Source organism: Pseudomonas sp. S3_G06 (assembly GCF_054667565.1).
Genome location: NZ_CP162738.1, coordinates 2,447,474 through 2,474,135, shown reverse-complemented (window position 1 = coordinate 2,474,135; position 26,662 = coordinate 2,447,474). Strand labels below are relative to the sequence as shown.

21 protein-coding genes and 2 pseudogenes are annotated in these 26,662 nt (G+C 56.7%); 15 read left to right on the top strand and 8 right to left on the bottom strand.

Annotated features, from left to right (window positions below):
• The first annotated feature begins 312 nt into the window (after window positions 1–312).
• Entirely contained in the window at window positions 313–1,287 is a 975-nt protein-coding gene (locus AB4N47_RS11050; RefSeq protein ID WP_341637644.1) for an SDR family NAD(P)-dependent oxidoreductase, read from the top strand.
• Between the two features lies 1 nt (window position 1,288).
• On the opposite strand, the gene AB4N47_RS11045 is transcribed toward AB4N47_RS11050, so the two are convergent.
• Complete coding sequence (locus tag AB4N47_RS11045) at window positions 1,289–1,498, bottom strand: hypothetical protein (RefSeq protein ID WP_095179863.1); 210 nt, start codon at window positions 1,496–1,498, stop codon at window positions 1,289–1,291.
• Window positions 1,499–1,592: 94 nt separating this feature from the next.
• Window positions 1,593–2,519: pseudogene (locus AB4N47_RS11040) on the bottom strand (alpha/beta hydrolase).
• Window positions 2,520–2,629: 110 nt separating this feature from the next.
• Here AB4N47_RS11040 and AB4N47_RS11035 point away from each other — a divergent pair.
• Window positions 2,630–3,535: a LysR family transcriptional regulator gene (locus tag AB4N47_RS11035; RefSeq protein WP_341637643.1), complete on the top strand. Its 906-nt coding sequence runs from the start codon at window positions 2,630–2,632 to the stop codon at window positions 3,533–3,535.
• A gap of 140 nt (window positions 3,536–3,675) precedes the next feature.
• Here AB4N47_RS11035 and AB4N47_RS11030 read toward each other — a convergent pair whose 3' ends face one another.
• The 3 genes from AB4N47_RS11030 to AB4N47_RS11020 all read right to left on the bottom strand — a co-directional run bounded on the left by AB4N47_RS11030 (window position 3,676) and on the right by AB4N47_RS11020 (window position 7,753).
• Window positions 3,676–6,135 carry a fimbria/pilus outer membrane usher protein gene (locus AB4N47_RS11030; protein ID WP_264365186.1) on the bottom strand — a complete coding sequence of 820 codons (2,460 nt, stop codon included), beginning with the start codon at window positions 6,133–6,135 and terminating at the stop codon, window positions 3,676–3,678.
• A 197-nt stretch (window positions 6,136–6,332) separates the two neighbouring features.
• Entirely contained in the window at window positions 6,333–7,082 is a 750-nt protein-coding gene (locus AB4N47_RS11025; protein WP_041478776.1) for a fimbrial biogenesis chaperone, read from the bottom strand.
• Window positions 7,083–7,150: 68 nt separating this feature from the next.
• Window positions 7,151–7,753, bottom strand: coding sequence for a fimbrial protein (locus tag AB4N47_RS11020; protein ID WP_101159472.1), 603 nt, complete (start codon window positions 7,751–7,753; stop codon window positions 7,151–7,153).
• Between the two features lie 320 nt (window positions 7,754–8,073).
• Between AB4N47_RS11020 and AB4N47_RS11015 the strand changes: the two genes are divergently transcribed.
• The 6 genes from AB4N47_RS11015 to AB4N47_RS10990 all read left to right on the top strand — a co-directional run bounded on the left by AB4N47_RS11015 (window position 8,074) and on the right by AB4N47_RS10990 (window position 16,808).
• Entirely contained in the window at window positions 8,074–9,294 is a 1,221-nt protein-coding gene (locus tag AB4N47_RS11015) for an EAL domain-containing response regulator (protein WP_341637642.1), read from the top strand.
• Between the two features lie 173 nt (window positions 9,295–9,467).
• Window positions 9,468–10,175 (top strand): response regulator transcription factor, encoded by a 708-nt coding sequence (locus tag AB4N47_RS11010; protein ID WP_016774579.1) that lies wholly within the window; start codon window positions 9,468–9,470, stop codon window positions 10,173–10,175.
• 7 nt (window positions 10,176–10,182) lie between these two features.
• A complete protein-coding gene (locus AB4N47_RS11005) occupies window positions 10,183–13,815 on the top strand; it encodes a transporter substrate-binding domain-containing protein (RefSeq protein WP_445941196.1) in 3,633 nt (1,210 codons plus the stop codon).
• Window positions 13,816–13,917: 102 nt separating this feature from the next.
• A complete protein-coding gene (locus tag AB4N47_RS11000; protein ID WP_341637640.1) occupies window positions 13,918–14,295 on the top strand; it encodes a type 1 fimbrial protein in 378 nt (125 codons plus the stop codon).
• A gap of 308 nt (window positions 14,296–14,603) precedes the next feature.
• Window positions 14,604–15,065 (top strand): hypothetical protein, encoded by a 462-nt coding sequence (locus AB4N47_RS10995; protein WP_252885945.1) that lies wholly within the window; start codon window positions 14,604–14,606, stop codon window positions 15,063–15,065.
• 114 nt (window positions 15,066–15,179) lie between these two features.
• Entirely contained in the window at window positions 15,180–16,808 is a 1,629-nt protein-coding gene (locus AB4N47_RS10990) for a methyl-accepting chemotaxis protein (RefSeq protein ID WP_073474635.1), read from the top strand.
• A gap of 38 nt (window positions 16,809–16,846) precedes the next feature.
• Here the strand turns inward: AB4N47_RS10990 and AB4N47_RS10985 are convergent, their stop codons facing one another.
• Window positions 16,847–17,431 (bottom strand): hypothetical protein, encoded by a 585-nt coding sequence (locus AB4N47_RS10985; RefSeq protein WP_016774583.1) that lies wholly within the window; start codon window positions 17,429–17,431, stop codon window positions 16,847–16,849.
• A 330-nt stretch (window positions 17,432–17,761) separates the two neighbouring features.
• Here AB4N47_RS10985 and AB4N47_RS10980 point away from each other — a divergent pair, with 330 nt between their 5' ends.
• Window positions 17,762–18,718 (top strand): fimbrial protein, encoded by a 957-nt coding sequence (locus AB4N47_RS10980; protein WP_056785684.1) that lies wholly within the window; start codon window positions 17,762–17,764, stop codon window positions 18,716–18,718.
• On the opposite strand, the gene AB4N47_RS10975 is transcribed toward AB4N47_RS10980, so the two are convergent.
• Window positions 18,713–19,072: a response regulator gene (locus tag AB4N47_RS10975; RefSeq protein ID WP_016774585.1), complete on the bottom strand. Its 360-nt coding sequence runs from the start codon at window positions 19,070–19,072 to the stop codon at window positions 18,713–18,715. The two genes, AB4N47_RS10980 and AB4N47_RS10975, sit on opposite strands and share 6 nt — an antisense overlap.
• 23 nt (window positions 19,073–19,095) lie before the next feature.
• Window positions 19,096–20,535 carry an ATPase domain-containing protein gene (locus tag AB4N47_RS10970; RefSeq protein WP_110599497.1) on the bottom strand — a complete coding sequence of 480 codons (1,440 nt, stop codon included), beginning with the start codon at window positions 20,533–20,535 and terminating at the stop codon, window positions 19,096–19,098.
• Window positions 20,536–20,846: 311 nt separating this feature from the next.
• On the opposite strand from AB4N47_RS10970, the gene pstS reads away from it, so the two are divergent.
• The 6 genes and pseudogenes from pstS (at window position 20,847) to AB4N47_RS10940 (ending at window position 26,098) form a co-directional block, all read left to right on the top strand.
• Window positions 20,847–21,878, top strand: a complete 1,032-nt coding sequence (pstS, locus tag AB4N47_RS10965; RefSeq protein ID WP_051600442.1) for a phosphate ABC transporter substrate-binding protein PstS — start codon at window positions 20,847–20,849, stop codon at window positions 21,876–21,878.
• A 74-nt stretch (window positions 21,879–21,952) separates the two neighbouring features.
• Window positions 21,953–22,917: pseudogene (gene pstC, locus AB4N47_RS10960) on the top strand (phosphate ABC transporter permease subunit PstC).
• Window positions 22,917–23,828: a phosphate ABC transporter permease PstA gene (pstA, locus tag AB4N47_RS10955; RefSeq protein ID WP_341637639.1), complete on the top strand. Its 912-nt coding sequence runs from the start codon at window positions 22,917–22,919 to the stop codon at window positions 23,826–23,828. The pseudogene pstC and the gene pstA overlap by 1 nt, the downstream one beginning before the upstream one ends.
• 75 nt (window positions 23,829–23,903) lie before the next feature.
• Window positions 23,904–24,665: a phosphate ABC transporter ATP-binding protein PstB gene (gene pstB, locus AB4N47_RS10950; RefSeq protein WP_016774591.1), complete on the top strand. Its 762-nt coding sequence runs from the start codon at window positions 23,904–23,906 to the stop codon at window positions 24,663–24,665.
• Between the two features lie 93 nt (window positions 24,666–24,758).
• A complete protein-coding gene (locus AB4N47_RS10945) occupies window positions 24,759–25,457 on the top strand; it encodes a hypothetical protein (protein ID WP_341637638.1) in 699 nt (232 codons plus the stop codon).
• A complete protein-coding gene (locus AB4N47_RS10940) occupies window positions 25,457–26,098 on the top strand; it encodes a hypothetical protein (RefSeq protein ID WP_341637637.1) in 642 nt (213 codons plus the stop codon). Before AB4N47_RS10945 ends, AB4N47_RS10940 begins: the two co-directional genes overlap by 1 nt.
• Window positions 26,099–26,662: the final 564 nt, after the last annotated feature.

Genomic DNA, 26,662 nt, shown 5'->3' with positions numbered 1-26,662 from the left:
AAAAACATTACCTTTCATCCGCTGATGATGGCCATCTCACGTAAGTCATTGTTTGGTCAGGGCGGATTTTATTCGTCGGGTTTTTTAAACTTTTCGAAGTTGTTGTAGTCACGCGGGTTAGATGGCGCGCGTGATAGCAAATTAGTTTCAATCTTACATGTTTCGGTTCGTAAGAAGTTTTGATTTTAGATGCCTCGCGTCGGATGCTGCTGGCCCGAGTAACTAAGGTCGTCTATGAATAGTTACGGTCGTTCGCAGGTAAATGTTCGTGCTGCATATTTCTTGAAGTCAAACCGGTGAGCCGAGGCAATCATGAATGTTCTGGTAACGGGTGCCGCAGGTTGTATCGGTTATCACACGGTCATGCGTTTATGTCGCGAAGGGCTCGAGGTTGTGGGTATCGACAATCTCAATCCTTATTACGACGTCACACTCAAACAGGCGCGTTTGCAGAGATTGCAGACGCTGGCCAATTTCACGTTCCAGCGGCTGGACATTGTCGACCAGAGCGCTTTGGCCGCGTTGTTCGAACACGGCCACTACAAACAGGTCATCCACCTCGCTGCGCAGGCCGGAGTGCGCTACTCGCTGGACAATCCTGATGCCTATGCGCAGTCGAATCTGGTCGGGTTTCTCAACGTTCTGGAAGCGTGCCGTCGTCACCCTCCAGAGCACTTGATCTATGCATCGAGCAGTTCGGTGTATGGCGCCAATACCAAGATGCCGTTTGCAGAAGAAGATCCGGTCGATCAACCGGTTTCGTTGTACGCCGCGAGCAAACGCGCCAACGAACTGATCGCGCACAGTTACTGCCATCTCTACGGCTTGCAAGCCACCGGCCTGCGCTTCTTTACCGTGTACGGCCCGTGGGGTCGGCCGGACATGGCGCTGTTCAAATTCACCGAAGCGATGCTGCAAGGGCGCGCCATCGACCTCTACAACCAAGGCGAAATGGCGCGGGACTTCACCTTTATCGACGACATCGTCGAAGCGATTTTCCGACTGCTCGACAAACCGCCCGCACTCAGCGCCGAGCGCGGCACCAATCGCTTGTTCAATATCGGTCGCGGCAGTCCGGTAACGCTATTGAGCTTCGTCGAATGCCTGGAGCAGGCACTGGGTATGAAGGCGCAGCGCCGTCATCTGCCGATGCAGGAGGGCGACGTGCTGAAGACTTGGGCCGACGTATCGGCGCTGGCACGCTGCATCGACTTCAGCCCGCAGGTGCCGATCGAGCAGGGCGTGCAAGCGTTCGTGCAGTGGTATCGCGATTTTTATCAGCTCTGATTCAGTGCAGGGTGACGGCCCTGCGACTTTCGCCGATGCGGATCCGGTCGAGGGCGCGGTTCAGCGCATCCAGTGCATCGAGCAGCGCCTTGGCCTCGGCTTCACGCCCGTCGCCCCACAGGCGTTCGGCCATTTTGTTCAAGGCCAGAATGGCGCGTTCGATGTCGGCTGCACTGGCGGTGTTCTCAGGGGCTGATGGTTTTTTCGGCATTCACGGTTCCTCGGCGGTCGGCAAATCACCATACCGCCAAGGCGCCGAGCTATACAGCGACAAGTGTCCCCGATCAGCAGCGGACGCAGTTTGGTCAGCGATTAGCCTCAGTCAATCCCGCCTCGATAAACCGCACCGAACTCTCCAGCGCCTGCTGCCCCTCGGCCAGCATGCCTGCGTAGAAATGCCAGGCGTGAAACATGCCGGGCCACACTTCAAGATTGACTCGGACGCGGTTGTCCGCCAGGTGATTGGCCAGACGCATGGCGTCACTGAGCATCAGTTCGTTTTCGCCGATCTGTACCAGAATCGGTGGCAGTCCGGTGACGTCGGCGAACACCGGCGACGCCAGCGGATGGTTGGCCAAGGTGTCGCCGAGAAAGGCTCGCGCGAGGATATCCAGCACGGGCTTGGAGTTTAGCGGGTCAAGGCCTTCACGATTGCTCATGGAGGCGCCGGTGTGTTCGAGGTTGGCCCAAGGCGAGATTGAAGAGCCCACTGCGGGCAAGGGCAAGCCTTTGGATTTTGCCGCGACCATCACGCTGACCACCATCGCGCCACCCGCCGACTCGCCTGCGAAGGCAATCTTGCTGGCGGCGATGTTCTGCTCAAGCAACCACTTATAGGCGCGCAAAGTGTCATCGATGGAGGCGGGGAACTGATGCTCGGGTGCGAGGCGGTAATCCGGCATGTACACCCGCGCGCCGAGCATTTTTGCGTAGTTGCCGCCGATGCCGTGGTAGCCGTCAGGTCGACCGACGATGTAGGCACCGCCGTGGATGTACATCAGCACCGCGTCGGTCTTGAGTTAATCCGGAGTCACCAGCGTAGCGGGCACGCCGCCCATGTCGACTGCTTCAAATCTCACGCCAGCCGGTGGTTGATTCTGCCCGAGCATTTTTGCGTAGGCATCGCGGATGTCGCTCATCTTAGTGGTGGTATCGATACCCTTCAGCACGGGCACCAGATCGCTGAGGCTGTTGGCCCAGGTTTGCACGGCTGCTTTTACTTCAGTGTTCATATGACCTCGTTAGTGATGGCTTAACTAATCGAGATGTTATGCTCATGATTGGGGAATAGGGTTCCCCATAACCGGTGCCAAGCCGCTTGAATGCCAAACCCGGAGGCCTCATGGAACTGCATAACCTGAACGACATCGCCGCCTTCGTCGCCTCGGTGGATACCGGAAGTTTTACGGCGGCGGCCAGGCAACTCGGGCTGACCCGCTCGGCCGTCGGTAAATCGATCGTGCGGCTCGAATCGCGTCTGCAGGTCCGCCTGCTCAACCGCACCACCCGCAGCCTGAGCCTGACCGACGATGGTCGGGTGCTGTATGAGCGATGTGTGGGCATCTTGCAGGATCTGGACGAGGTCGAAGAGGCTTTGGCGTTCCGCCGTTCGACGCCCAGCGGCCGCTTGCGCATGAGCCTGCCGGTAGCACTGGGCCGGCTGCACGTTGTGCAGCACATCGAGCGCTGCTTGAGAGACTGGCCGTCGCTCGCCATCGACGCGACGTTTTCCGATCGGCTGGTCGACCTGATCGACGAGGGTTTCGATCTGGCGATTCGCATCGGTCCGCCCAAGGAAGACTCCGGACTACTCACGCGCACGGTGGCTTACCAGCAAATGATCACCTGTGCCTCGCCCGATTATCTGAAAGAACATCCGGCACCGCAGACACCCGAAGATCTGGCCGGGCATGCGTGCCTGCACTTCGTCAGCGGCGGCCGATTGCTGGCGTGGAATTTTCGCGTCAATGGTCAGCCTGTGCCGGTCATTCATGCCGGACGGCTGCAAATGGACAGCGCCGAAGCCTTGCATCAGGCGACTGCGGCCGGCCTCGGTATCGCGACATTGCCATCCTATGTGGTCAACGATGACCTGCGCAGTGGCAAGCTCGTGCAGTTGCTCGCAGAGTACGCCGAGGCTGCCGAGCCGATCCGGGTGATTTATCCGAGCAAGCGACACCTGTCGCCGAAGATTCGGCTGTTTATCGACAGGCTGGTGGAAGCGTGGTCACCGGCGCCTTGGGAGTGATTGCCTGGTCATTGCAGCTGTTTTGCAAACTCCGATGTTATTGATGACGGCAATGTCCAAACTGTGCGCATTGAAAAGCCCTGAATCATCAGGGCTGAGTTTTGGTTGAGGGGGCGTAGGGTGACAAGCTCGCGGTCGGTCTACTTCGCGCTCGAAGAGCAAGCCAGCCGATATTGCTCGTAGTTCAAACCTTCGACCTTTTCCGGCAGCTTGTATGGCACGGGGCAGCTTTTGCCCTGCCATTTGATGGTGATGACACCGTGATCTTTGGTCACCAGCGCCAGGGCCTTGCCCGTCGGATCTGACAATGCCAGTTGTTTGCCGTCGCTATCCAACAGCACCGCGCCGAATGGAATCGGCTGGCCGTTGACATCGTACAGTTCAAACTGGACGCGTCTGCCTTTGCTGCCTTCGAAGCGTGCAAGAACCACCGAACCTCGTCTTGGCACCAGTTGCTGGGTGGCATTGTCCAGCTCGATCTCACCGCCCAGGTTACGCGTGTCCAGCGTTACCCAGTTCACGCGGTACGGTTGCGCGTTAGGCAGAACCGCATAGCCGTTCAGGCCGGTTTTCACACCCGAATAGCTGCTGACTTCGACGCCCGACATGCCGGGGACTTCCACCAGGCCGAACGTTTCACCGACGGTCTGGCCCATATTGATGCCGCCGGCATGAGCCACGATCGATCCGGCCGCACTCAGGTTCTGCGACTCATAGCCGCTGCCTCGGTTGTAGCCAAAGCCCAGATCGCCCATCGACGTACGGGTACTCAAACTGAGCGAGCCAGAGCGCTCGCCCTGGACGCTGCGCCCGGTCTGCACGGAATAGTAGGTGTCGCTGTCCTCGGTCAGATAACCATTGATCCCGGCTTGCGTGCTGGTACCGGCGTTCTGATGGTTACTGGAAACGTAGGCACGCGGTGCGCGTGGTGTCGATCCGAGCGGGAACGAAATTGAAACGCTTAATTGCGTGTCGTTGCTGGTGTCACCGCGTGCGCCGAATTCCTGGGTTTTGCTCAGGCTGATGTTGTAGTTCAGGTCGCGCCAATTGTTGTTGTAGCCGGCGGAAAAGCTGCGCGAGCCACCGCGATCCCAATAGCGCTGGTCACTGGCATTCAAATACAGCGAGCCGAACTGGCGCGCTTCGCCAAGGGTCTGGTTGACCGTGAGGTCGGTACGGGTTTTGGCATTGCCCGCGCGCCGCGTAGCGCCGGCGCTGGTGTCCTGCACATGGTCGGTCAGCGTGCGGTAACCCTCGGTCGAATAACGATAGGCGGCGAGGGTGAAGCTGGTATCGGTACCGGTGAAGGTCTTTGCATAGAGCGCGCGTACGCTGCTGCCCTGGGTGGTTTTGCCGAATGCTTTGCTGGACGATTGCGTAACGTCCAGGGACATCGCGCCAATCGAGGTATTCTTCGCCGCACCGATGGACAGCGCCTTGAAGCCGTTGCTCGCCTGAATGCCGGCAATGCCCGTCAGATTGCTGGTCAAGCCGTAGGCGAAAGTGCCCCCAAGGAAAGCCGGTTTGTCATAGCCCTCGCTGTTGTTGTTGAACTTGCCGCTCGACAGGCTGTACTTCAGTTGCCCCTCACGCACCATCGTCGGCAGGGCGGAGAACGCCTGCCGGGTTACCTTGCGCCGACCATCCGCTTCGACAATGGTGATCTCCAGGTCACCGTTGGAGCCCGATGGGTAGATATCACTGATCTCGAACGGACCCGGCGGTACATTGGTGGTGTAGAGAATGTAGTTGTCCTGGCGGACCTCGATCTTCGCATTGGTTTCCGCCACGCCACGAATGATCGGTGCATAACCGCGCTCACTGTCTGCACGCATGCCTTCATCAGAAGCGATCTTGACGCCTTGGTAGCGCACGCTGTCGAACAGATCCGAATCGGAAAAGATTTCACCCGCGCTCAGTTGCCCCTTGATCGCCGTGAGGTCGCGCTGGATGAATGTGCGGTTGCTGACAAAACGATTGGGTCGGCCGGTGGAGCTGCTCAGATTGGACTCGTTGCGCAGACGCCAGGCGCCAAAGTTGATGCCGTTGCGCAGCCCCAGGTTATTGGAGATTTGCGTGGTGTAATCGGTTTTGCTGCGGGTGCTGCTCAGCTGGTAGTTGATGAAACCGGCGGCCACACCTTGGTCCCAAAGCTCTGGATCTACATAGCCGCGCATGCCACGCGCCATGGCGACCTGCGGCACACTGATATTGAGGCGCAGGCGGTTGGCATCGAAATTGAGACTCGCTTGCTCGATCATTGCAGGCAGGTCGTAGTGATCGGCAGGGTGTTGCTCGTCAACCAGACCCTGCTCACGCAGTTTTCGCATGTCCACACCCAGCTGCTGCAACAGTTCCAGGGTGATGCGTGGCTCGACTTTGCCGTTGACCGGGTTGGCCGCGAAATCGATATCGCGACGCCCGACCAGCGTGCCGTTGCTGAACACGTCGACGCGGTATTGGCCTGGCAAGACGCTGTTGGCATTCAGCAACGGTTGCAGATCGACCGCCGATGAACCTTCAAGGAACAGCGTATTGAAAGATTCACTCGCCACTGCGGCCGGGGCTTCGGCGCCCACGGCGAATCCGCAAATGGCCATGTTGATAGCAAAGCACAATGGATGCAGGCAGCCCAACGCCGCTTTGTTTTTCTGGCGCGCAACATGATGCTTAACACAACTTTCAGATGTGTGGTGTTGGGAGGAAAACATGCAATTTGCCTTATCAGTCCGTGTTGCTTCAACCGGAGTCCGGAACTTGTGAATAGCTTGTAAGTTGGCAGGGTGGGGCGGGGGATTTACTGGGCGGAGGCATCTTTCACGCGCTCGGCATGGCTTTCGGCAACGCTTAGTGGTGCATCGAATCGTTGTTGTGCGCCGTAATCGTTAATTGCTGAAAAACTCAAATGCGAAGTACCAGCTGGCAGATCTTTCAGATTGAATGAGCGAACTTCCCCTGGAACGATCATTGTCGAATCAATTACCAATTCCGCTTTTTTCCCTGCAACGACTTTCAGATCGGCCAGCGACACGTGGTAGTTGCTTTGGTTTTTTACTTTCAGCACCGACTTGCCAGCCTGAGTGACCAATTGCCATGCAAGTTGCTCCGGTGCCTTTGCGGCATCACCGGTGAGTCCGTCCGGGCGGAAGAAGACCTTGATACGCTGACGTACCGCCAATTGCAGCGTGTTGACATCGGCAGCACTGGCCTGGGGGATTTCCTGCACGTTCAGCCATACCACCGACTCCTTGTCCGCAGGCATGCCGCGGCCTTCATAAAGAATCCTCAGTAATTGCTGTTGATTGGGCTCAAGTTTGGCCAGTGGTGGAGTAACTGCGAAAGGCGGTGCGCTGCCAGCCGTGTCGCCGGCATCCAGCCACGATTGCGCCAGAATGGTTTGTCCGCCGTTGCGCACGGTGACATTCGCCTCTTTGTGCGCGCCATCGAAGATAATCCGGGTGGAGCTCAAGGAGATGCTGGCGAATGCCGAGTGCGTCATCAACACCCCGGCAAGCCCCAGGCAAAGCGGAAAGTAGCGACTTAACATAGATTTCACCGATTAATCTGGTCGGGAAGGACGAGGCACAGCGGCCCCGTCCAGGTATTGCGGGCTGCTTATTCGTATTCGAGAACGAACGGCAGAGTGGCGTTACCGGTACCGGCAGTAGCGGTGGTCTTGTCGCCGGTGGTGACGTAAGCGGCTGCGAACGACAGGGTGCCGTCACCGCCTGTGGTTGCGTCGCCAGTCAGGTTGGTCTGCACTTTGGCAGTGGCTTCGGAGCTCAGGTCGATCAACTGGCCATTGCTGTCCAGCAGTGCGATACCAACGCCTTTGGCCGCGTCTGCACCCTGTAGCTTGAGAACTTTCTTGCCATCAACCAGGCCCGAACCGCCGTTTACGGTTGGTTTGAACAGCATCGAAACCTTGGTGCCAGCGTTGCAGTTCACTTTCAGGTTGAAATCGTTGGCGGCCACACGACCGGCGCCCGGAGCGGAGTCGGTGCCCATGTCTTTGATCGACACGCTGCCCATGTCCACGGCAATCATCTTGTCGTTACCCAAGGCGCCATCTACCGAGCAAGCGTCGTTATTGATAACGCCGGTGAAGCTGATTTGACCGCTGCCGCCCTTGACAGCTTTGGCGGCTTCTTCAGCCACTGCACCAGTGGAGGCAGCCAGTACGGAAAGAGTGAGTACTGCGAAAGCGAACTTTTTCATGTTTATATCCGAAGTTATTGTGAAGTGCTGCATTGAAATGCCAGGCCATATTAGGTGTGCGGTGGTGGCGGGTCTTTGGGATTTGTCTTAAAGCGATAAAGGTGCGAGCCAGTCAGTAATATGGCCGTGGCGTATTTATATTTGCGGTAATGGTGCAGCGAACCAAATGAGACAATTCTCAAAGTCGTGCGGTCTTTGTCTGGCTAGTATTCGCGGATGCAGAAATTCTCAGTCAACGCAAAGTTTGTGAGCGGGCGTCCTGCTTGAAAGATTATTCAGACTTTCGCTATTAACGACTGATAGAAAGAGGTTCCAGGTTTGTGAACACGCTTCGTATATTGGTCTTGGAAGATCACGCCTTTCAGCGCACGGCGGCAGTCAGTGCGCTTAATAGTCTGGGGTACAAAAATATCTTTCAGGCGGCTGACGGCAAGGATGCGCTGGCTGTGATATCCCAGGCTGGAGGCGTGGACGTTGCATTGTGTGACTTGAGCATGGCCGGGATGGATGGTTTGACGTTCTTGCGCCTGGCGAGAGAGGCCGGTTTGATTCGTGCAGTGATCATCTGCAGTTCACTGCCTGAAGATTTGTTGCGCACGGTTGACCGGATTGTCACGTTGCAGGGGCTGGAATTGCTTGGCAGTGTCGGCAAGCCTCTGATGGTTGATGTGCTGGGGCCATTGTTGGCGCGTTATCGGCCGCACACTCCGGGCGATGCCAAAGTGGTGGAAAATCATCTCGATCAGCCTTCGGAGAACGAAGTGCTCGAAGCGATACGCCGTCAGGAATTTCGCGCCTATTTCCAGCCCAAGTTTCATCTGCGCAGTGGTGAGGTGGATGGCGCCGAGGTGCTGGTGCGATGGCAGAGCCCCAGTCGCGGCTTGCTCTCGCCAGGCATGTTCTTGCCGACGATCGAGCGCTGCGGGCTGCTCGATGAAATGTTTTTCAGCCTGCTCACGCAAGGCTTGAGTCTGCAGCGCTTCGTCCAGTCTCACGGCAAGCCGTTCAAGCTGGCGTTCAATCTCGACGTGACGCAGATGGCCAATCCGAATCTTGTCGACCGGATCAAGGCGCTGTTGCGCATCCATGGCGCCTCGCCAGCTGGGCTCATTTTCGAGCTCACGGAAACCGGCCTGCTGCAGATGCCCGAGATCAGCATGGAAAACATGGTGCGTCTGCGCATGCTCGGCTTCAGTCTGGCAATCGATGATTTCGGTGTCGGCTATTCTTCACTTGAGCGGCTGTGCCAGATGCCGTTCAACGAAATCAAACTCGACGCCGGCTTCGTGCAGAATTTCCATCAGGCGCGCTACAGCGCGGTCATCCACGGGGCGTTGGCCCTGGCGCGGGAATTGGACATGCGCGTGGTGGCAGAGGGTATTGAAACCGCAGATCAGGTTCAGCATCTGGCGCGGCTTGGTTGTCAGTGGGGGCAGGGCTTCTTCTATGCTCGCCCTATGAATTGGGCGCATTTGGTCGACTGGCGTTTCGAGGGTCAGAAGTCATCCTGGCGCCGCGCAATAGGCACATCCGATCGTTGATGCAAACGGCATTCTGACTTTTGGGACAAAGCCCTATTTCGTCACGCCTTCAAAACACTCATCATGTGCCGAGAAATCAATCAGATGCACCTGAATGCTTCGGTGATGCCCGGGATTTGCTGCGGTTGCCAAGTGCTGATGGTCCTCCAACACTCTTCATCATGGAGCTGTTCATGCATTGGTCAGTCGTGAATCCGTTACGCGTTGCCATCCTTGATGATCACTCGCTCATACGTCTGGCGATGAAGTCGCGGCTGACGCGCGAAGCCGAGTTCAGTGTCGTAGGTGTGTATGGCAGCAGCGCGCAGTTGCTCGCCGGATTGCGCGAAATCGACATTGACCTGCTGATACTCGATTACAAACTGCACGATGGGGAGCTGGACGGGCTCAATCTGATCCGCCTGCTGCGCAAGCAATATCCGGGCATGCGCATCCTCGTCTCTTCCTCAGAAGAGCGCCCGGCAGTGGTGAACATGGCGGTCGGGGCGGGCGTCAGTGGATTCTTCGGCAAGTCACAGTCGGTCGATGACCTGATTACTGCCATTCGCTGTGCAGCGTCCGGCCAGTTGTACCTGTCTCCCACCATGGCCTTTGAGCTTGACGTGTTGCCAGCATCGATCGAAGAACCCGCCGGTGCCAAAGACGAGAGCGCGGCGCACAGCGACGATTTCCTCAGTAATCCTCTGCTGTCACCTAAAGAGAAAGAAGTCTTGCGCTGTTGTCTCGAGGGGATGGGGGTGACGCAGATTGCATTGAAGTTCTCGCGCAGTCGCAAAACCATCAGTGGGCAAAAACAGGCCGCTTTCAAAAAGCTTGGCATTCGTGGTGACGCAGAGCTGTTCAAGTTGCAGCACAGCCTGACAGCCGACAACCAGGGATAACACGCTTATGTTTCATCTGTTGCGCGGTGTTTTGCTAATCAGTGTGCTTTTCGTATTCAGTAGTGGTGTGTTATTGGCAGCAGAGCCGCGCACCTTGCAGGTGTTCGGTCGCTCGGACTGCAAGGAGCTGCAAGTCGATCTGGCCAATGAAGACTGGAGTTGGCTGCGGCAAAAGCGCAGCCTGATATTGGGTTCTGCGCTTCCGGATTTCCCGCCTTATGTCATGACCGCCAGCGGTACGCGCTATGAGGGGATTGCCGCCGATATCGCCTGCATTATCGGTCAGGCACTGCATGTTGAGATTACCGTCAAGGCTTACCCTGACCGGCGTGACGCCATGGCCGCACTTGAGCGCGGTGACATTGACATGTTGGGCAGTTCCAACAGTTTCGAATTGATCGATGGCCTCGTCACGCTCAGCAACCCTTATGTCGAAGACGTGCCGGCGATGTTCATGCGCGGCGATGATCGACGACCGATGCCGGCCAATCTGGCCGGTTTGCGTATTGCGGTTGCCGACGATTACCTGCCTTCCAGTCAATTACACGCGTTATACCCCAACGCCGAATTCGTGCTTTTTCCATCGAACGAGTTGGCACTGGCTGCGCTGGCTTTTGGCAAGGTCGACCTGTTTCTCGGCGATACGGTGTCGAGCAATTACCTGATCAACCTCAACTACTTCAACTATGTGCGGCTGCACTCTTTCGTCAAAACCCAAACCAGCGGTTTCAGCTTTGCCTTGCGCCGGGGCAACGACCAATTGCTGCGTCTGATCGATTCGACCCTCGAGTCGCTGGGTGATGCGAAGATTGCCGAAATTACCAAGCGCTGGTCGGGCGGCGGCGGGGCGCTGACGCCCAAACGCATTGACCTGACACCCGGCGAAGCACGTTGGCTTGAGCTGCATCCGGTCGCGCGGTTCGTGATCAATGACGATCAGGCACCGTTTGCGTTCTTTGATGGCGATGGCAATTTTGGCGGGATCGGTGCTGATCTGCTGGAGCTGATTCAACGGCGTACCGGTTTGCAGATCAACGTAGAACGCACTGACAGTTTTTCCAGCCTGAGTACGCGTCTGCTGGATGGCAGTGCCGATATCTCGCTGCTGACGCCAACCGTCTCGCGGGAAGTCGGCATGCGTTTCACTCATCCGTTCCTTGCCAGCCCCTTTGTGATCGTCACCACCAAGGACGCAGGCGCGCCTTCAAGCCTGCAGGAGCTGCGCGGCAAGCGCGTCGCAGTGCCCGAAAGTTCGGCTGAGCGTGAGCTGCTCAAGGACTACCCCGACATCGAGATCGTTGATAACGAAACAGTTCTGGGCGCCTTGGCTGACGTGAAGGACGGTCGAGCGGACGCGATGATTACCACGTTGCACAGTGCGCGCTACTACATCGCCCACATCTACAGCGACAGCTTGCGTATCTCCAACATCGTCGGCATGAACAAAGGCTTCCTCGCTTTCGCCGCGCGGCGTGCCGATACCGAACTGGTCAGCATTCTGAACAAGGCGCTGCTGAGCATTCCGCCGGATGAGCTGGACGTAATTCTCAACAGGTGGCGTCCCATTGCAGCGTTTTCGGGTTTGTCGTGGCGCGATTACAAGGCGCTGATCTACCAGATCAGCGCTGGCGCGTTCCTGATTATCCTGGGATCGCTGGCGTGGAATTTCTATATTCGCCGGCAGATCCGCGAACGCAGCCGGGCAGAGCGCTTGTTGGGCGATCAGTTGAAGTTCATGGGCGCGTTGATCAACGGCACGCCGCATCCCATCTACGTACGTGATCGTGAAGGTCGGCTTGTCACCTGCAATAATAATTATCTGCAAACATTTGGCCTGCTGGAAAAGGACGTGATCGGCAAGACCGTGCTCGAAAGCGGCAAGCGCAATCGTCAGGAGGCGTTGCAATTTCACGACGACTACCTGCGCGTCATCGAGCAGGACGAACCTTACGAGGTGGATCGCACGCTGCATGTCGGTGATACGCGGCTGATCATTTACCACTGGATCCAGCCGTATCACGACACGGCGGGTGAAGTCAGAGGCGTGATCTGCGGCTGGATCGATATCAGCGAACGCCGTGAACTGATCGAGGAGTTGCGTTCGGCGAAAGAGCTGGCTGACGAGTCGAGCCGCGCCAAAACCACCTTCCTGGCGACCATGAGCCACGAAATCCGTACGCCGATGAGCGCCGTGATCGGCATGCTCGAACTTACCCTCAAGCGTGCCGAGCAGGGACACTTCGATCGGCCGGCGATTGAAGTGGCATACGACTCGGCAAAAGGTCTGCTGGAACTGATCGGCGATATCCTCGATGTGGTACGCATCGAATCGGGCCATGTCAGCCTTTCGCCGAAACGTGCCAACCTGCGCGAATTGGTCGAATCCGTGGCGCGGGTGTTCGACGGCTTGGCCAGGCAGAAGAGTCTGGTGCTGAAGCTCGACATCGACGCCACTGTCGGCTGTGACGTATTGGTTGATCCGATGCGCTTCCAGCAGGTGCTCTCGAACCTGGTGGGCAACGCGATCAAGTTTACCGACACCGGTCATGTCAGCGTCTCGATTCGCGGCCAACGTCTCGCTGACGAACGCTTACAGGTCGACCTCAAGGTCGAGGACACCGGTATCGGCATTTCCAGCGCCGATCTGCAGAATCTGTTCCAGCCGTTTTCCCAAGCCAATCATGGTCCCTCCAGCAGAGGCGGCACCGGTCTGGGACTGGCGATCTCCCGTTCATTGTGCGAATTGATGGGCGGGCGGCTGAACATTACCAGTACGCTTGGCAAAGGCACCTGCCTGGAAGTGTCGCTGTTCTTCAATATTCTCAGCCCGCTTGGCGGCAAAGTGCTGCCTGTTTCGGTTGTTCAGGACAAACCGGTACCGACACTCAGGATTCTCGTAGTCGATGACCAGAGCGCCAACCGCCTGCTGTTGACGCAGCAGCTGAGTTTCCTTGGCCAGGCGGTGCGTGATGCCGCCGACGGTGCCCAGGCATTGGCGCTGTGGCGCTCGGAGCCGTTCGACATTGTGATCACGGACTGCAACATGCCGGTCATGAACGGCTATGAGCTGGCCCGCACCATTCGCCAGGACGAACGCGAAAGTGGTGGATCGCCGTGCATCGTACTGGGCTTCACGGCCAACGCGCAGCCGGAAGAAAAAGTGAAATGCCGGGAGGCCGGGATGGATGATTGCCTGTTCAAACCGATCAGTCTCGGCACCTTGTCGATCATGCTTGCAGGCTGGGAAAAAAATGTTGAAACCCAGCCATTTGAAAGCCCGCCTGCGGCGACTATCAAGGAGCTGGGCTCGATTCGCGAGCGTCTTGACGAGCTCACCGGGGGCGATCTCGACATGATGAAAGAACTTCTGCGCGAGGCGCTGTCGAGTTGCGAAAAGGATCTGGAGGAGTTGCATTCGCTAATACCCGAAAGCGATCCCGGGCTGTTGGCTGACCTGGCGCACCGCATCAAGGGGGCGGCGCGCATTGTTGCCGAGCATCAGGTCATTGAGGCGTGTAACGAGCTTGAGGCCGAGTGCGAGGCGCCTGTTATCGATCCGCTGGACCTCAATCGCAGTGCATTGAAGCTGGAGCATGCACAGGCTGATCTGATCAAGAAAATCAAACGGATCGAGCTGTAAACGTATCGGCTCATGACCATCCGACTGACCTTGCAATGAAGCTGACGTTAAAGATCATTTTGCAGCGGGCGATACCTTGGTTAATAACCATGGAGTTTCGCGATGATCATTCGACTTCCTTTATTGATTGCCTGCCTTTGCCTGCTCGGTTTTGACACCGTCAGCGCAGCCCAGTCTGCGCCGGTCAGCGGAGTGATTCGCTTCAGCGGTCGAATTGTCGAGGCAAGTTGCATTGCCAGTGGCGCCAGCCATTCTTCTGTCGAGTTGCTTGATTGCCCCCAGGCAAGCACCGGGCAGATTTTTACCGTGAACAACGTCAGTGCGGCAGGGCGAGGTGAGTCGCGCCAGCAGGTGTTTGTGAAGGTGATTGCCGATACTCATGAGCAGGACGATTATTACGACCAGCGCTTGCTGCTCACGGACAACAAGGGTCACCAGATAACGAGCGGTAATTACGTAGTGACGATGACGCTGCCTTGATGGCTTGGAAAGAATGAGTCTGCGCCCCTTGTTTCAAGGTTACTGACAAAAAGGGGCGTTAATAATGAGAATTGTCTGGTTCGCACAGAACCGTCCCGCGCTTCTGGCTTGTCGCCACTCCCCTGCGTTGCAAAATCCCTCCTTCAACACTTTCTGAGCCAGACCATGCGCCGATCGCGTGGGCTGTCGTCAAGGTGTGGCTTTTTATCATCTATCCCTGCGTTCATTTTTGAGACAAGTCTCATATCAGGCAGGTTGGCCCTTGGTTATTTTCTTGAAAGGAAGAATGGAGCTGCCAAAGGTGTCCGATGTTTCTTGAAAATAACCGCAGTCGATCCTTGCGGATCCTGATCGCCGATAGCGATGTGCGCAGAGGTCTGTCAATCGAACAGCAGTTCAACAAGCTGGGCTGTCTCAGCGTCTTGAACGTTTGCACTTATCGTGACCTGAAAATACTGACGTATTACTGCCCTCAACGGTTGAGCCTGGTCGTCGTCAATGCTGAGTTGCTCAGCGAAATGGCGATGGATCCGCTCGACTTTTTCGGGGAAAACCCGCTGATTCGTCATCTGCTGATTTTCAATCCCAACGATGATCACCAGTGGTCGAAGACCTTCTTCAACCCGCATCCGCAACGCTGGATGCGCCTGGTCTCGAAAATCAATCTGCCGCGACTGGCAGATTTTCTGATGCTGGCCGATCCGGCGCTCAAGGAAATTGCGGAGCCGGCCTCGACCAACTCCACACTCTCTCCGTGCGCCAACCGCTAGCTACCGCACCTTCCCGCGTTGATCCAGGTATGCGCCGAGGCGCTATACCGCAGCGCCGCTCTGCTGCCCACTCGTTTACCCCATTGTCTTGAATACACTCTAAGGTAAGGCATCATGCTGCTTCGTAAACTCAATCTCGCGCCGCGTTCGGCGCTGTGTTTCGGCTTGTTCTGTCTCATGATTATCGCGATCGGATTGATCGCTCTGCAGCAAGTCGACTTGCTCAACAAGGCAGAAACGTACGTCGAGACGACGATCGTGCCGAGTATCAAGCTGCTCGGCCAACTCGATCGAGAGTTCGTCGAAATCAAGGGCAACAACGCTCGCTTGCGCAATCCCATTGAAACGAGTGAGCGCAAAGCGCAGGCCCTGATTGACATCCAGCAGTCGCGTCAGATGATCAAAAATCATCAGCGTGCGCTCATTGACCTGTTGGCGACTGACGCCGGGCGCGAGGCATTCGAGGAGTTTGCCAAAGCACAGAAGGTCAACGATCAGGCGCAAGATCAATACCTTGAAACAGTGGCGAACGGGCAGCTTGAAGCGGCCATTGCGCTGTCCAGGAATCAGATGCGTGCGGCGTCGGATGGCGTACAGGTCGCGCTCAAGAAGTTGATTGCTCTCAACGAGATAGAAGCTTATGAGGCGGGCAAGCAGGCCGACAATGTCTATGAGCACACGCTGTTGATCGTCAGTGTGTTCATTCTCATCGCGATCGGTGCTTCGTTGGCCCTGGCCGTGTTGTATACCCGCAGCCTGACGGTACCCATTGCAGGCTCGCTAAGGGTGGCCGAATGCATCGCCGCCAATGATCTGAGCGAAACCATTGCGCTGGATGGCTCCGATGAGGCGGCGCAAATGCTGTCGTCATTGGCGGCGATGCAAACCAGTCTGCGAGATGCCTTGATCATGATCCGTGATTCGTCCACGCAGTTGGCCGAGACCTCGGAGGTCATGCACGGCGTCACTGAAGATATCTCGCGTATCACTCAACGTCAGAGCCATGAAATCGAAATGGCCGCCACCGCCGTCACTGAAATGAGTGCAGCGGTGGAGCAGGTTGCAGACAACGCCGCATCGACCTCGCAGCTGACGTCGGAATCAAGTGCGGCAGCCATTGCCGGTCGAAGTCAGGTCAGCGACACGGTCGCCGCAATCAACCTGATGGTGTCCAGCGTGCACAGCACCTCGGCTGAGGTGCAGGCGCTATCGACCATGGCGAGCGATATCAGCAGCGTGCTGGACGTTATCCGAGAGGTTGCCGAACAAACCAATCTGCTTGCCTTGAACGCAGCGATCGAAGCAGCGCGGGCGGGGGAGGCGGGTCGCGGTTTTGCCGTGGTTGCCGATGAGGTGAGAGGGCTGGCGCAGCGTACTCAGAAGTCGACCGAGGACATCGAGTCCATGGTCAGCTCCATTCAGTCGGGCACCAGCCGCGCAGTTTCCTCCATGAGCCACACCCGCGCTCAGGCCGAGAGAACGCTCGAAATGGCCAATATCGCCGGCGAAGTGTTGACCGACATCACTGGCTCGCTGAATCTCATCAACGAGCGAAACCTGCTGATGGCAACCGCTGCAGAAGAGCAGGCTCAGGTTGCGCGTGAAGTGGATCGCAGCCTGATCAGCATTCGCGACCTTTCGTGTGAAACCGCTGAGGGATCGAAACAGACCGCAGTCGCATCGGCGGAGCTGTCGCAATTGGCCGCGTCGCTGAACAAACTGACCAAGGAATTCAAACTTTAATCAGTAAACGTAAAGCCCTGGCTACCAGGGCTTTTTGATCAGCGCTCGATCGGCGCAGCAAAGTCCTGCGCATGGGGTGCAGAGTCAGTTTGTGCTGGCGATGCGGTTTGTGCTGTCAACTGCTCAATGCAGCTGGCGAGTTGTTTTTCATAGCTTTCAAGTACCGCTTCGGCTTCAGCTTCGCGCTCATCACGCAGGCGGAAGAAATCGTCGCGATTGAGTTGGTCCGCAACAAGTCGGATGTTTTGCTCGATGATCGCGCACAGTGAATCTTCATCCTCTAACGCCGCGCTGGTCAGGGCTGCCTGTCGATTGTTTTCGAGTTCGGTTTTTGCGTGCTCAGCGGCCTTCGCCTGTTCCTTTGCGCTAAGCAGGTCGGTTTCCAAAACCTGTTTCTGTTCCGCCAGGCGCTTCAGTTCTGCGCTCATCGACTGGATTGCATCGGCGCGCTGGGTGAGTTGGACCTCCTGTTGTTGCACCACAGCCTTCAGTGGAAACAGTTCATTGAGTTGGTAGCCGGCGACCACAGTCATGGCGATCAGTGCCAGCGCAAGAATGGTCAGGCAGTAGATGGCGGCGTTGCTCTGGGGTTTTGAGCTATTGAGGGTATCGAGGGCTCTCACGGAATCGTTTCTCCTATCAAGAGTAGACAGTGTAATAACCTCGATTCGCTGGGCCTTTAAGACGAGTCTTAAATTGTGCTCTATTTGCGTATGTCGATAACGGCTAACATTTGTTAACGAATTCGCAGAAGGCTTCTTGTTTAAACCGACTATCTAAAGTTTCTTGTGGGTCCATGAGAATTGTCTTGTTTGCGAATAAATAAACTTTTTGCTCAAGCTCCTTTTTTTCATTATCGTCTGCTGCCGCTTTGGTGGCGTTTACTGCTGATAGTTCACGCAATCGTCCGCCATTCAAATGTTTGCAAACACGGCGAGTTCAGAGAGATTGCTATGAAGTTTTCCCATGTTTTAATTGTCGGTTTTTTGTATTTACTGCCATTTAACGCAATGGCTGCAGTTTGCGAATTTTATCCCGACCATTCCAAGGGCAGTGTCAGGGTGGTTCTTCCAGCCACGATCTCGGTGCCTCGTGACACGCCCAACGGCACGGTTATCTATGAAAGCCCGATCGTGACCCTGGGCGCCATACCCAGCTCATTCAGGTGCTCTGCGGTACACAACGAAGGTGTACGCAATACTGTCGGCGTTACTCAGCCGGGCGCGGAGATTTTTCCTATCGGAAATACCGGAATCGGCTGGCAATGGGTCCGACCGCCATCGGGGAAAGCGTGGAAAGGCTTTCCAGGAACTACTGACACTGCTGGCGGTTGGGGTTGGAATGGTTCTGAGCACATCTTGCGTTTTGTAAAGACGGGAACTATTTCCGGCAGTGCGACGATACCCTCAGGCCAACTTGGGACCTTCGTCGCTGCAGAAATCGAGCCTCTGGCAATGAATACAAATGGCACGCGGATCGTCTCGCAGTCTTGTGAAACACCTGATGTGAAAGTGGATATGGGCAGCTACACCATGAGCGATTTTTTGCAGAACGGTGACTATGCCAAGGAGAAATACTTCTTTCTTGATATGAAAAACTGTCCTCCCGGAATCAATAACTTCAGGTACTCCTTTTCGCCCACTGCGGGCAGCCCTGCATGGAGCGCTGATACCGGCGTGGTACACCTCAACAGTAATTCCACTGCCAAAGGGCTGGCATTGCAAATGCGCTTCAGTGACAGGACGATACTCAAGCTGAACCAGAATTACATAATGAAAGCGCCAACATCGAGCGGCGGTAATGCATCCGTTTCCTTGCAAGCCCGCTTCGTGCGCATCGAGCCTTCCAATGCGCAAATGCGAGCGGGCGATGCCAATGCCGAAATTGCCTTTGTCGTCGAGTATCTATGAGCCCAACAGCCTCTTTACCTCAGCCACAATCACCGCAATATCAAACGGCTTGGGCACCACCACATCAAACAGATCCGAACGCTGCATGCCGATGTGCGCTTGCGCGCCACTCATGAGAATGATCGGCAAGTGTTTGACGGACGGCTGGGCACGCACGGCTTCGGCGAATTCGAGGCCGTCCATGACCGGCATCATGAAGTCAGTGATGACCAGGGCTGGACGTTCTCTTTCCAGCACTTCGAGAGCCTTCTTGCCATTGCTCGCGGTCACAGTCATGAAGCCCTCATCCTCAAGCGCAAAGCCAAGAATGTCAGCAATCAGATACTCGTCGTCGACTACCAGAATGGTGGTCATGTTATTTCAACCCGCTTGAAGACTTACGAAATTGAACCAGGCAATGACTCAGCTGCGACTGAAGGTTCATTTTTCAAAGCCTTTTCCAGGAACACATCTTGATCGCGTACAACCACCTCGAACCGCGACGGGTTGTAGGAGCTATCGCGTACCTTAAGAATGGAAAGCGTCCTGCGAAGTTCAGCGTGATTCTCAAAGAAACGCATGAGTATCAGGTTGTCGACAATACTGGACAGGTCAGAGTTCGGTGCGCTGACCTCGGAGCCGAACAAATCGCGCATTTCCCAGGAGGCAAAGACCGTCACGCCTCTGGACCGCAGTTCGTTCATCAATGCACTGAAAAAGTCGGTGATGCGTTCCGGTGTGGTTGACACCCGTGTCATGCCGCTGAGGCTATCGATGAACAGGCGCTTGATGCCTCTCTCATCGACCAGGCTCAGCAGGCGTGCGCCGAGGCCATCGAGCAAACCCTCCGTTGTTGGCTGCCAGGCAATGCCCAGCGCACCGCTGTGTTCCATGTGTTCGATATCAATGCCCAGCGAACGGCCTTTCAGGCGCAGGCGCTGCGGGCTTTCATAGAAACCGAAATGCAAGCCAGGCGCTTCGGCCGTAGATTGCGCGAGAAACTTCAGGCCCAGCGTGGTTTTGCCGATGCCGGAAGGACCCATGACCAGCGTGACGCTGGAGCTGTGCAAGCCGCCACCGAAAATCTCGTCGAGCGACGCAATGCCGCTTGGAATGCGCGTCATGTCCGCGCTGTCAGGGGCGGAAGGGCGCTTGTAGAGACTTTCGAGGCGCGGATAGACGACCAGGCCGTTATCGGTGATTTCGCATTCGTGCAGACCGGTCAACGCGCCGCTGCCGCGAGTCTTGCGCAAATGAATGCGGCGCACCGAACGGGTACCGAACAGCTCTTCGCCCATTTCGATGACGCCGTCGACCATCGTGTGCTCGGGGCTGCCGTCGTCCAGGCGCGAGCTGGTGAGAAACAGCACGGTGCAACCGGCAAATGCGGCATGGCCTTGCAGTTCAGAGATGAATTTTTTCGTGTCGATCGGCGAGTCGGCTTTGGAGCGTGCATTGAGCAGGCCGTCGACGACCATGACGGTCGCCTTCTGCCGAGTGATTTCGCGTCGCAGCAGCTTCACGACTTCATCGAGGCCTTCGTTTTCCAGCGTATCGAATGCGCTGACAAACTGAATTTCCGCGCCGACTCGCGAAGCGTCGAAAAAACTCATGGTCGACAGAAACTGGAACAGCCGGTCGTGGGACTCGGCCAGCAACGTGGCGACCAGCACACGGCCGCCGTTGCGGGCATGGTGAAACCCTAGCTGGTTGGCAAGGATGGTCTTGCCGGAGCCCGGGCGCCCTTGAATGATGTATGAAGCGCCGGCGACAAAGCCCCCCTGAAGCAGCGCGTCGAGCCCTTCGATCCCGCTTTGAAGGCGTTTTAGCTTTTCCACAATGCGACCCTGATCTGAATAAACAGGCTTGTTCAGCCGAATGAGTGAAATGCTAACGCCATTTCCGGTTGACGGCCATAAAGGCTGGGGAAAAGTAGCGTTTTTGCAATGTGAACCTGGCGCGTGACTGCTCGGGATCAGGGGGTAATGACAAGCGCGGCACAGGAAAATTCGATTTTCGAAACCCGCAAGCGATTACGTCCATATGCGGTGCTGCGGACCATGAGGGTAACGCTTGCCACTTTGCTTTCATGAAATCGTCACAAAACTGCTGCAGAGTTCGGGAGCCCGTAATCACTAGGTGTCATTTAATGAAAAGTTTGATGAAGTCTGCTGCGCTCGCCATTGCGGTATCTCTTTGTGCCACCTCGGCCTCCTTTGCAGCAGAAAATGTTCGCCTGACGGGGTCCGGAGCAAGTTTCCCGGCGCCGATCTACCTGACCTGGTTCAAGGATTTCAGCAAGAAATCCGATGGCGTCACTGTCGATTACCAATCCAAGGGCAGTGGTGCGGGCGTACAGGACTTCTTGAACAAAACCGTAGATTTCGCTGCCAGTGACTCGGCAATGAAAGACGAAGATATCGCCAAGGTCGCCGAAGGCGTGCAGTTGCTGCCAATGACCGCCGGGGAAATCGTGCTTGCCTATAACCTGCCGGGCAATCCCAAGGGGCTGAAGCTGCCACGCGACGTCTATTCCAACATTTTCCTGGGCAAGATCACGCGCTGGAACGATCCGCAGATCGTCGCAGCCAACCCGGACCTGAAACTCTCCGATACGCCAATCACCGTTGTCGTGCGTGCAGATTCCAGCGGTACGACCGCGGTATTCACCAAGCACCTGGCAACCGTCAACGCCGAGTTCAAGCAGGCGTTGGGTGAGGGCAACACCGTCAACTGGCCGGCCAGTGACAAGTTCATCAAATCGCCGAAAAACGATGGCGTAACCGCTACCGTACGCCAGACCCCTGGTGCGATTGGTTACATCGAATATGGCTTCGCCAAACTGGCCAAGGTCGACTTTGCCCAGTTGCAGAACAAGGCTGGCAATTACGTAGTACCAAACGCCGAAAGCGGTGCCGAGGCCCTGGCGGCGGTGAAGATGCCGGAAAACCTGGTGGCCTGGCTGCCTGATCCGGACGGTGCCAAGTCCTATCCGATCACCTCTTATACCTGGATGATTTTCCGCAAGGACAATGGCAACCCGGCCAAGGCCAAGGCCATGCGTGAAATGGTCGAATACAGCCTGACCGAGGGGCAGAAGATTGCCGATTCGATGGGTTACATCCCGTTGCCACAATCGGTCGTCGAACAGGTTCGCAAAGCGTCCGCCAACATTCAGTAACGCCGTGAGGTCTCTCTCGGCGTGTGCGTCTGCGCCACGCCGGGAGAGTTTTCCCCCTGTTCCGGACTTAGCCCATGAACAAACCTTTTGTCGTACCGGTTAATCCCGACTCTGCCTGCCAGCCACCCTCGACGAAGGATTTTCTGGTTGATCGCACCTTCCGCGCGCTCGCGCGCATCGGTGTGGTACTGATTCTGGCGCTGGTATTTGCACTGGTGTTCGAAGTCGGACGCAAGGCACTTCCCGGCATGGAGAAGCACGGCTTCGATGTCCTTCTGGGCAGTGTGTGGGACGTCAACCAGGGCAAATACGGCATCCTGCCGGCCATCTGGGGCACGCTTTACAGCGCCTTCATCGCGTTGCTGATCGCCGGTGTCTTTGGCGTGAGCATGGCGATTTTCCTGACCCAGGATTTCCTGCCGACCAAGCTCGCTGCGCTGTTTCGCACCATCGTCGAACTGCTCGCAGCCATTCCCAGCGTGGTCTATGGCCTGTGGGGGATCTATGTGGTGATTCCGGCGATTCGGCCGCTGACGACCTGGTTGAACAGCGAACTGGGCTGGATACCTTTTTCGGCACGTCCCTGAGCGGTCCGGGCCTGCTGCCCGCAGCGCTGGTACTCGCGATCATGATTCTGCCGACCATTGCCGCCGTGTCGCAGGACGCGCTGACGGCTGTGCCGATGAAAACCAAGCAGGCCGCGTACGGCATGGGCACTACCCATTGGGAAGCGATTCTCAAGGTGATGGTGCCTTCGGCCGCCACCGGCATTTTCGGCTCGCTGGTGCTGGGCCTGGGGCGCGCGCTGGGTGAAACGATGGCGCTGGCCATGCTGGTCGGCAATGCCAACAACATTTCCCTCTCGTTGTTTGCACCGGCCAACACGCTTGCCGCTCTACTGGCGCTGAACTTCCCCGAAGCCGGGCCGAACGAGATCGAGGTGTTGATGTATGCCGCGCTCGTACTGATGTTGATTACGCTGATCGTCAACATTTTCGGCTCGATGATCATGATGTACGCCCAACGGGGTAACAAGTGATGACTGATCTGACCGCAGCAACAGACCTGACGGCGCCAACCGGTGCGATGCCCAGCTTGCAACGCAGGTTCGAAGGCCGCGCGCTGCGCAGCCTGATCCTGACCACCCTGGTCTGGGCAGGTGCTTTGCTGGCCAGCGTGCCGCTGGTTTCCGTGCTCTACATGCTGATCACCCGCGGTGGCGCGCGTCTGAACCTGGAAGTCTTCACCGAACTGCCGCCGACCGGCTTCGAGATGGGCGGCGGTTTCGGCAATGCGATGGCGGGTACCTTTGTGATGGTCGGTATCGCGGCAGCGATCGCGGTGCCGGTCGGAATCATGGCGGCGATCTTCCTGGCTGAGCTGGGGCCGGACAGCAAGCTGGGCAACGCCGCGCGTTTTGCCGCCAAGATGCTTACGGGCCTGCCATCAATCCTGGCAGGTGTATTTGCCTACGCCTTGGTAGTGATGACCACCGGCACGTATTCGGCACCGGCAGGTGGCGTGGCGCTCGCCGTCCTGATGCTGCCTATCGTGGTGCTGACCGCCGAAGAATCGATGCGGATGGTGCCCAAGATCATGAAAGATGCTGCTTATGGCATGGGCTGCACTCGCTCGCAGGTCATCTGGAAAATCATCTTGCCGACCGGCATGCCGGCGATCCTGACTGGCGTGATGCTCGCCGTGGCGCGTGCCGCAGGCGAGACGGCACCGTTGTTGTTTACCGCGCTGTTCAGCAACTACTGGATCTACCACCAGGGCAATCTCGATGTCATGAATCCGACTGCCTCATTGGCGGTGCTGATCTACAACTTCTCCGGCATGCCTTTCGATAACCAGCTCGAGCTCGCATGGGCGGCCTCGTTGGTGCTGGTGATGATCGTGCTGTTCGTGAACATCATCAGCCGGATCTTCGGCAAGCCCAAGTATTAAGAACGGGAGCATCTGATTTTGAACGTATCCACTGCGCAAATTGCCGCTCCGTTTGTCACCCAGGCGCCTGTAGTCATGGACTGCAAACTGGACAAGATTTTCTACGGCAACTTCATGGCAGTACGTGACAGCCACGTGCCCATCGAAAAAAACAAGATCACCGGATTCATCGGTCCCTCAGGCTGCGGCAAAAGTACCGTGCTGCGCAGCCTCAACCGGATGAACGATCTGGTGAAGGGCTTTCGTTTCGAGGGCCATGTGCATTTCCTCGGGCAGGACGTCTACGGCAAGGGCGTCGATCCGGTGGTCGTGCGTCGCTACATCGGCATGGTGTTTCAACAGCCTAACCCGTTCTCGATGAGCATCTTCGACAACGTGGCGTTTGGTCTTCGCCTCAACCGCTACAAGGGCGATATCGGCGACCGGGTCAAGCATGCGCTGCAAGGCGCCGCGCTGTGGGACGAAGTCAAGGACAAGCTCAAGGTCAGCGGCCTGTCGCTCTCCGGTGGCCAGCAGCAACGCCTGTGTATCGCCCGGGCGATCGCCACTGAGCCGGAAGTCCTGCTGCTGGATGAGCCTTGTTCGGCACTGGACCCGATCGCCACTAGGCGCGTCGAAGAATTGATGGTCGAGTTGAAGAAGGACTACACCATCGCACTGGTGACCCACAACATGCAGCAAGCCATCCGTGTTGCTGACACCACGGCGTTTTTCTCGGTGGATATTTCCCAGGGCACACGCACCGGTTATCTGGTCGAGATGGGCCCGACGGCGCAGATCTTCGACAATCCGCGTGAACAGATGACCGGCGATTACATCAGCGGCAAGTTCAGCTAAGCCTCAACACCGGTCACGGCCGCCTACCTGCACAAGCCAAATGGATTTGGCGGGCATCGGTGGACATTTACCAAGCGTTTCCAAGGAGCTCCAATGCCTGCCACGCATCGCCTTGATTTGCCTGCGATTGAACGCGCGCTGCGGAAAGTGCAGAGCCGTTTCGCCGAACTCAGCCGGCACTTCACCGAGCCCCGGGACCCGTTCACTGACGAAGTTCTGCACAATATGCTTGAAGGCTATGCGTTGGTTGACGAATATGTTGCCCGCGGCGTCGAGCTGTTCGATCTGCAGCAACTGAACCTGATGCTGGAGATCAATGCCACAGTGCTTTGCGGCCGGGATCCGGCACGCCGGCTCGAATACGCCCAGCATCTGGCGGCCACTGAGGCGCACTTCTTCAACAACGTCGAGGGCGGCATCAAGGACTTGTACAACTGGTATTGCGCTTATCGCAGTGAGTCAGTCTGGAAGCGTGCAGCGGGTGTCTATGTGCGCATTCTGAGCAAGCCGCAGCTGTTTATCGAAGGCAACAACCGCAGTGGCTCGCTGATTGTCAGCTACTTGCTCATGCGGGCAGGGCTGCCTCCATTCGTGTTGACCCTGGAAAACGCCGAGGGCTATTTCAACCCGTCTTCGGTCATCCGCAACTCCGCTAAGCATGGCGTCAAGGCGTTGTACGAATTGCCAAAGATCAAGAAAAAATATGCAGCATTCTTAGAAGAACAGGCGCCCGATCCAATGAAGTTCTTTCTCAAAGGCAAGCCTTTGCCTCTCTCTCAAGGTGGCCATTGATGAACTGGGCACCAGCATTTGCCAGATTGGGAATCTTCGGCAGCCGGGCAGGGCAGGCTATCCGCTGCGCTTTGCCGCAGTTGTTCGAACGTCAGCGCATACGGATTTCGTTCGATATCGATGACACGCTCGCCTGCCAGCTTCATCACTGCGCAGTCGAGAACAGTCGACTACCGGCCTGTATTCATCGCTGGCTGGGTGAACCTTTGCGGATGGGCACACGATCGCTGATCCGCGAGCTGCGTCGCCAGGATTGCAGTGTCTGGGTCTACACCTCATCCGGGCGTACGCCGTCCTATATCAGGCGCTGGTTGGCGCTGTACGGTATCCGCGTCGACGGCGTGGTCAACAGTGTGCTGCACAACCGTGCGCTGACGGCGCACGGGATGTCGAATGCGCCTTCCAAGTATCCGCCAGCGTTCGATATCGACTTGCATGTCGATGATTCGGAGGGCGTGCAGATTGAAGGCAAGGATCATGGCTTCCGGGTGGTCGTGGTGCATCCCGAGGATGAGCGCTGGGCGCAGAAAGTGCTGGATTCGGTGGCCAAGGTCCAGGCGCAGCTCGCCTGGCAGCAAATGCTCAGACCTCAGGCGCCGGTGCAACAGCGTGCGGAGGCTGTCTTTGAGTCGCTTGGCTGAGCGAGTACGCATTGGCTATCTGGACAGCAGCGCCTCAGATGTACAAGGCACTGCTGAGAAATGACTCAATAGATGCGCAAACGCTGCTGCGCAAAACATGTCTCGCAGAAACGACAAAGCCCTGAATAATCAGGGCTTTGTCGTATATAAGATGGCGGAGGCGATGGGATTCGAACTCATGGACCTGTTACAGTCGACGGTTTTCAAGTCCGAAGATTAATCCATATATTTCAATGCCTTAAGTTGTATTCGTTTCCGCTAGGCAGTATTCATTAATGCTCTGGAGGCCTTTGAAATCAAGGGGGTGACACTTATTAGCGGAAACGAATTTGGCCGGTTATTTGGCGTTTTGGGTAGGCTCATGATCGCCCTAAACTTCATAGCCGCAATCGAGAGACTGTGCTTGATGGAAAGCAACTTTCATCGAAAGTGAGATTTTTGCAGCCAACCTGGTGCGTTGTGACAGGCAGGACACGGCCAAAAGCAGACACTTCCGACTCACCACCCAAATGAATGAAAAAGACTCAACGACGATGAGGCGACGTCAAGAGACCAACAAAAGAT

What these genes read in the sequence shown, in the direction of transcription:
- AB4N47_RS11050 (WP_341637644.1), top strand. Translation starts at nt 313, where the DNA reads ATGAATGTTCTGGTAACGGGTGCCGCAGGTTGTATCGGTTATCACACG.
- AB4N47_RS11045 (WP_095179863.1), bottom strand. Translation starts at nt 1,498, where the DNA reads ATGCCGAAAAAACCATCAGCCCCTGAGAACACCGCCAGTGCAGCCGAC.
- AB4N47_RS11035 (WP_341637643.1), top strand. Translation starts at nt 2,630, where the DNA reads ATGGAACTGCATAACCTGAACGACATCGCCGCCTTCGTCGCCTCGGTG.
- AB4N47_RS11030 (WP_264365186.1), bottom strand. Translation starts at nt 6,135, where the DNA reads ATGGCCATTTGCGGATTCGCCGTGGGCGCCGAAGCCCCGGCCGCAGTG.
- AB4N47_RS11025 (WP_041478776.1), bottom strand. Translation starts at nt 7,082, where the DNA reads ATGTTAAGTCGCTACTTTCCGCTTTGCCTGGGGCTTGCCGGGGTGTTG.
- AB4N47_RS11020 (WP_101159472.1), bottom strand. Translation starts at nt 7,753, where the DNA reads ATGAAAAAGTTCGCTTTCGCAGTACTCACTCTTTCCGTACTGGCTGCC.
- AB4N47_RS11010 (WP_016774579.1), top strand. Translation starts at nt 9,468, where the DNA reads ATGCATTGGTCAGTCGTGAATCCGTTACGCGTTGCCATCCTTGATGAT.
- AB4N47_RS11005 (WP_445941196.1), top strand. Translation starts at nt 10,183, where the DNA reads ATGTTTCATCTGTTGCGCGGTGTTTTGCTAATCAGTGTGCTTTTCGTA.
- AB4N47_RS11000 (WP_341637640.1), top strand. Translation starts at nt 13,918, where the DNA reads ATGATCATTCGACTTCCTTTATTGATTGCCTGCCTTTGCCTGCTCGGT.
- AB4N47_RS10995 (WP_252885945.1), top strand. Translation starts at nt 14,604, where the DNA reads ATGTTTCTTGAAAATAACCGCAGTCGATCCTTGCGGATCCTGATCGCC.
- AB4N47_RS10990 (WP_073474635.1), top strand. Translation starts at nt 15,180, where the DNA reads ATGCTGCTTCGTAAACTCAATCTCGCGCCGCGTTCGGCGCTGTGTTTC.
- AB4N47_RS10980 (WP_056785684.1), top strand. Translation starts at nt 17,762, where the DNA reads ATGAAGTTTTCCCATGTTTTAATTGTCGGTTTTTTGTATTTACTGCCA.
- AB4N47_RS10975 (WP_016774585.1), bottom strand. Translation starts at nt 19,072, where the DNA reads ATGACCACCATTCTGGTAGTCGACGACGAGTATCTGATTGCTGACATT.
- pstS (WP_051600442.1), top strand. Translation starts at nt 20,847, where the DNA reads ATGAAAAGTTTGATGAAGTCTGCTGCGCTCGCCATTGCGGTATCTCTT.
- pstA (WP_341637639.1), top strand. Translation starts at nt 22,917, where the DNA reads ATGACTGATCTGACCGCAGCAACAGACCTGACGGCGCCAACCGGTGCG.
- pstB (WP_016774591.1), top strand. Translation starts at nt 23,904, where the DNA reads ATGGACTGCAAACTGGACAAGATTTTCTACGGCAACTTCATGGCAGTA.
- AB4N47_RS10945 (WP_341637638.1), top strand. Translation starts at nt 24,759, where the DNA reads ATGCCTGCCACGCATCGCCTTGATTTGCCTGCGATTGAACGCGCGCTG.
- AB4N47_RS10940 (WP_341637637.1), top strand. Translation starts at nt 25,457, where the DNA reads ATGAACTGGGCACCAGCATTTGCCAGATTGGGAATCTTCGGCAGCCGG.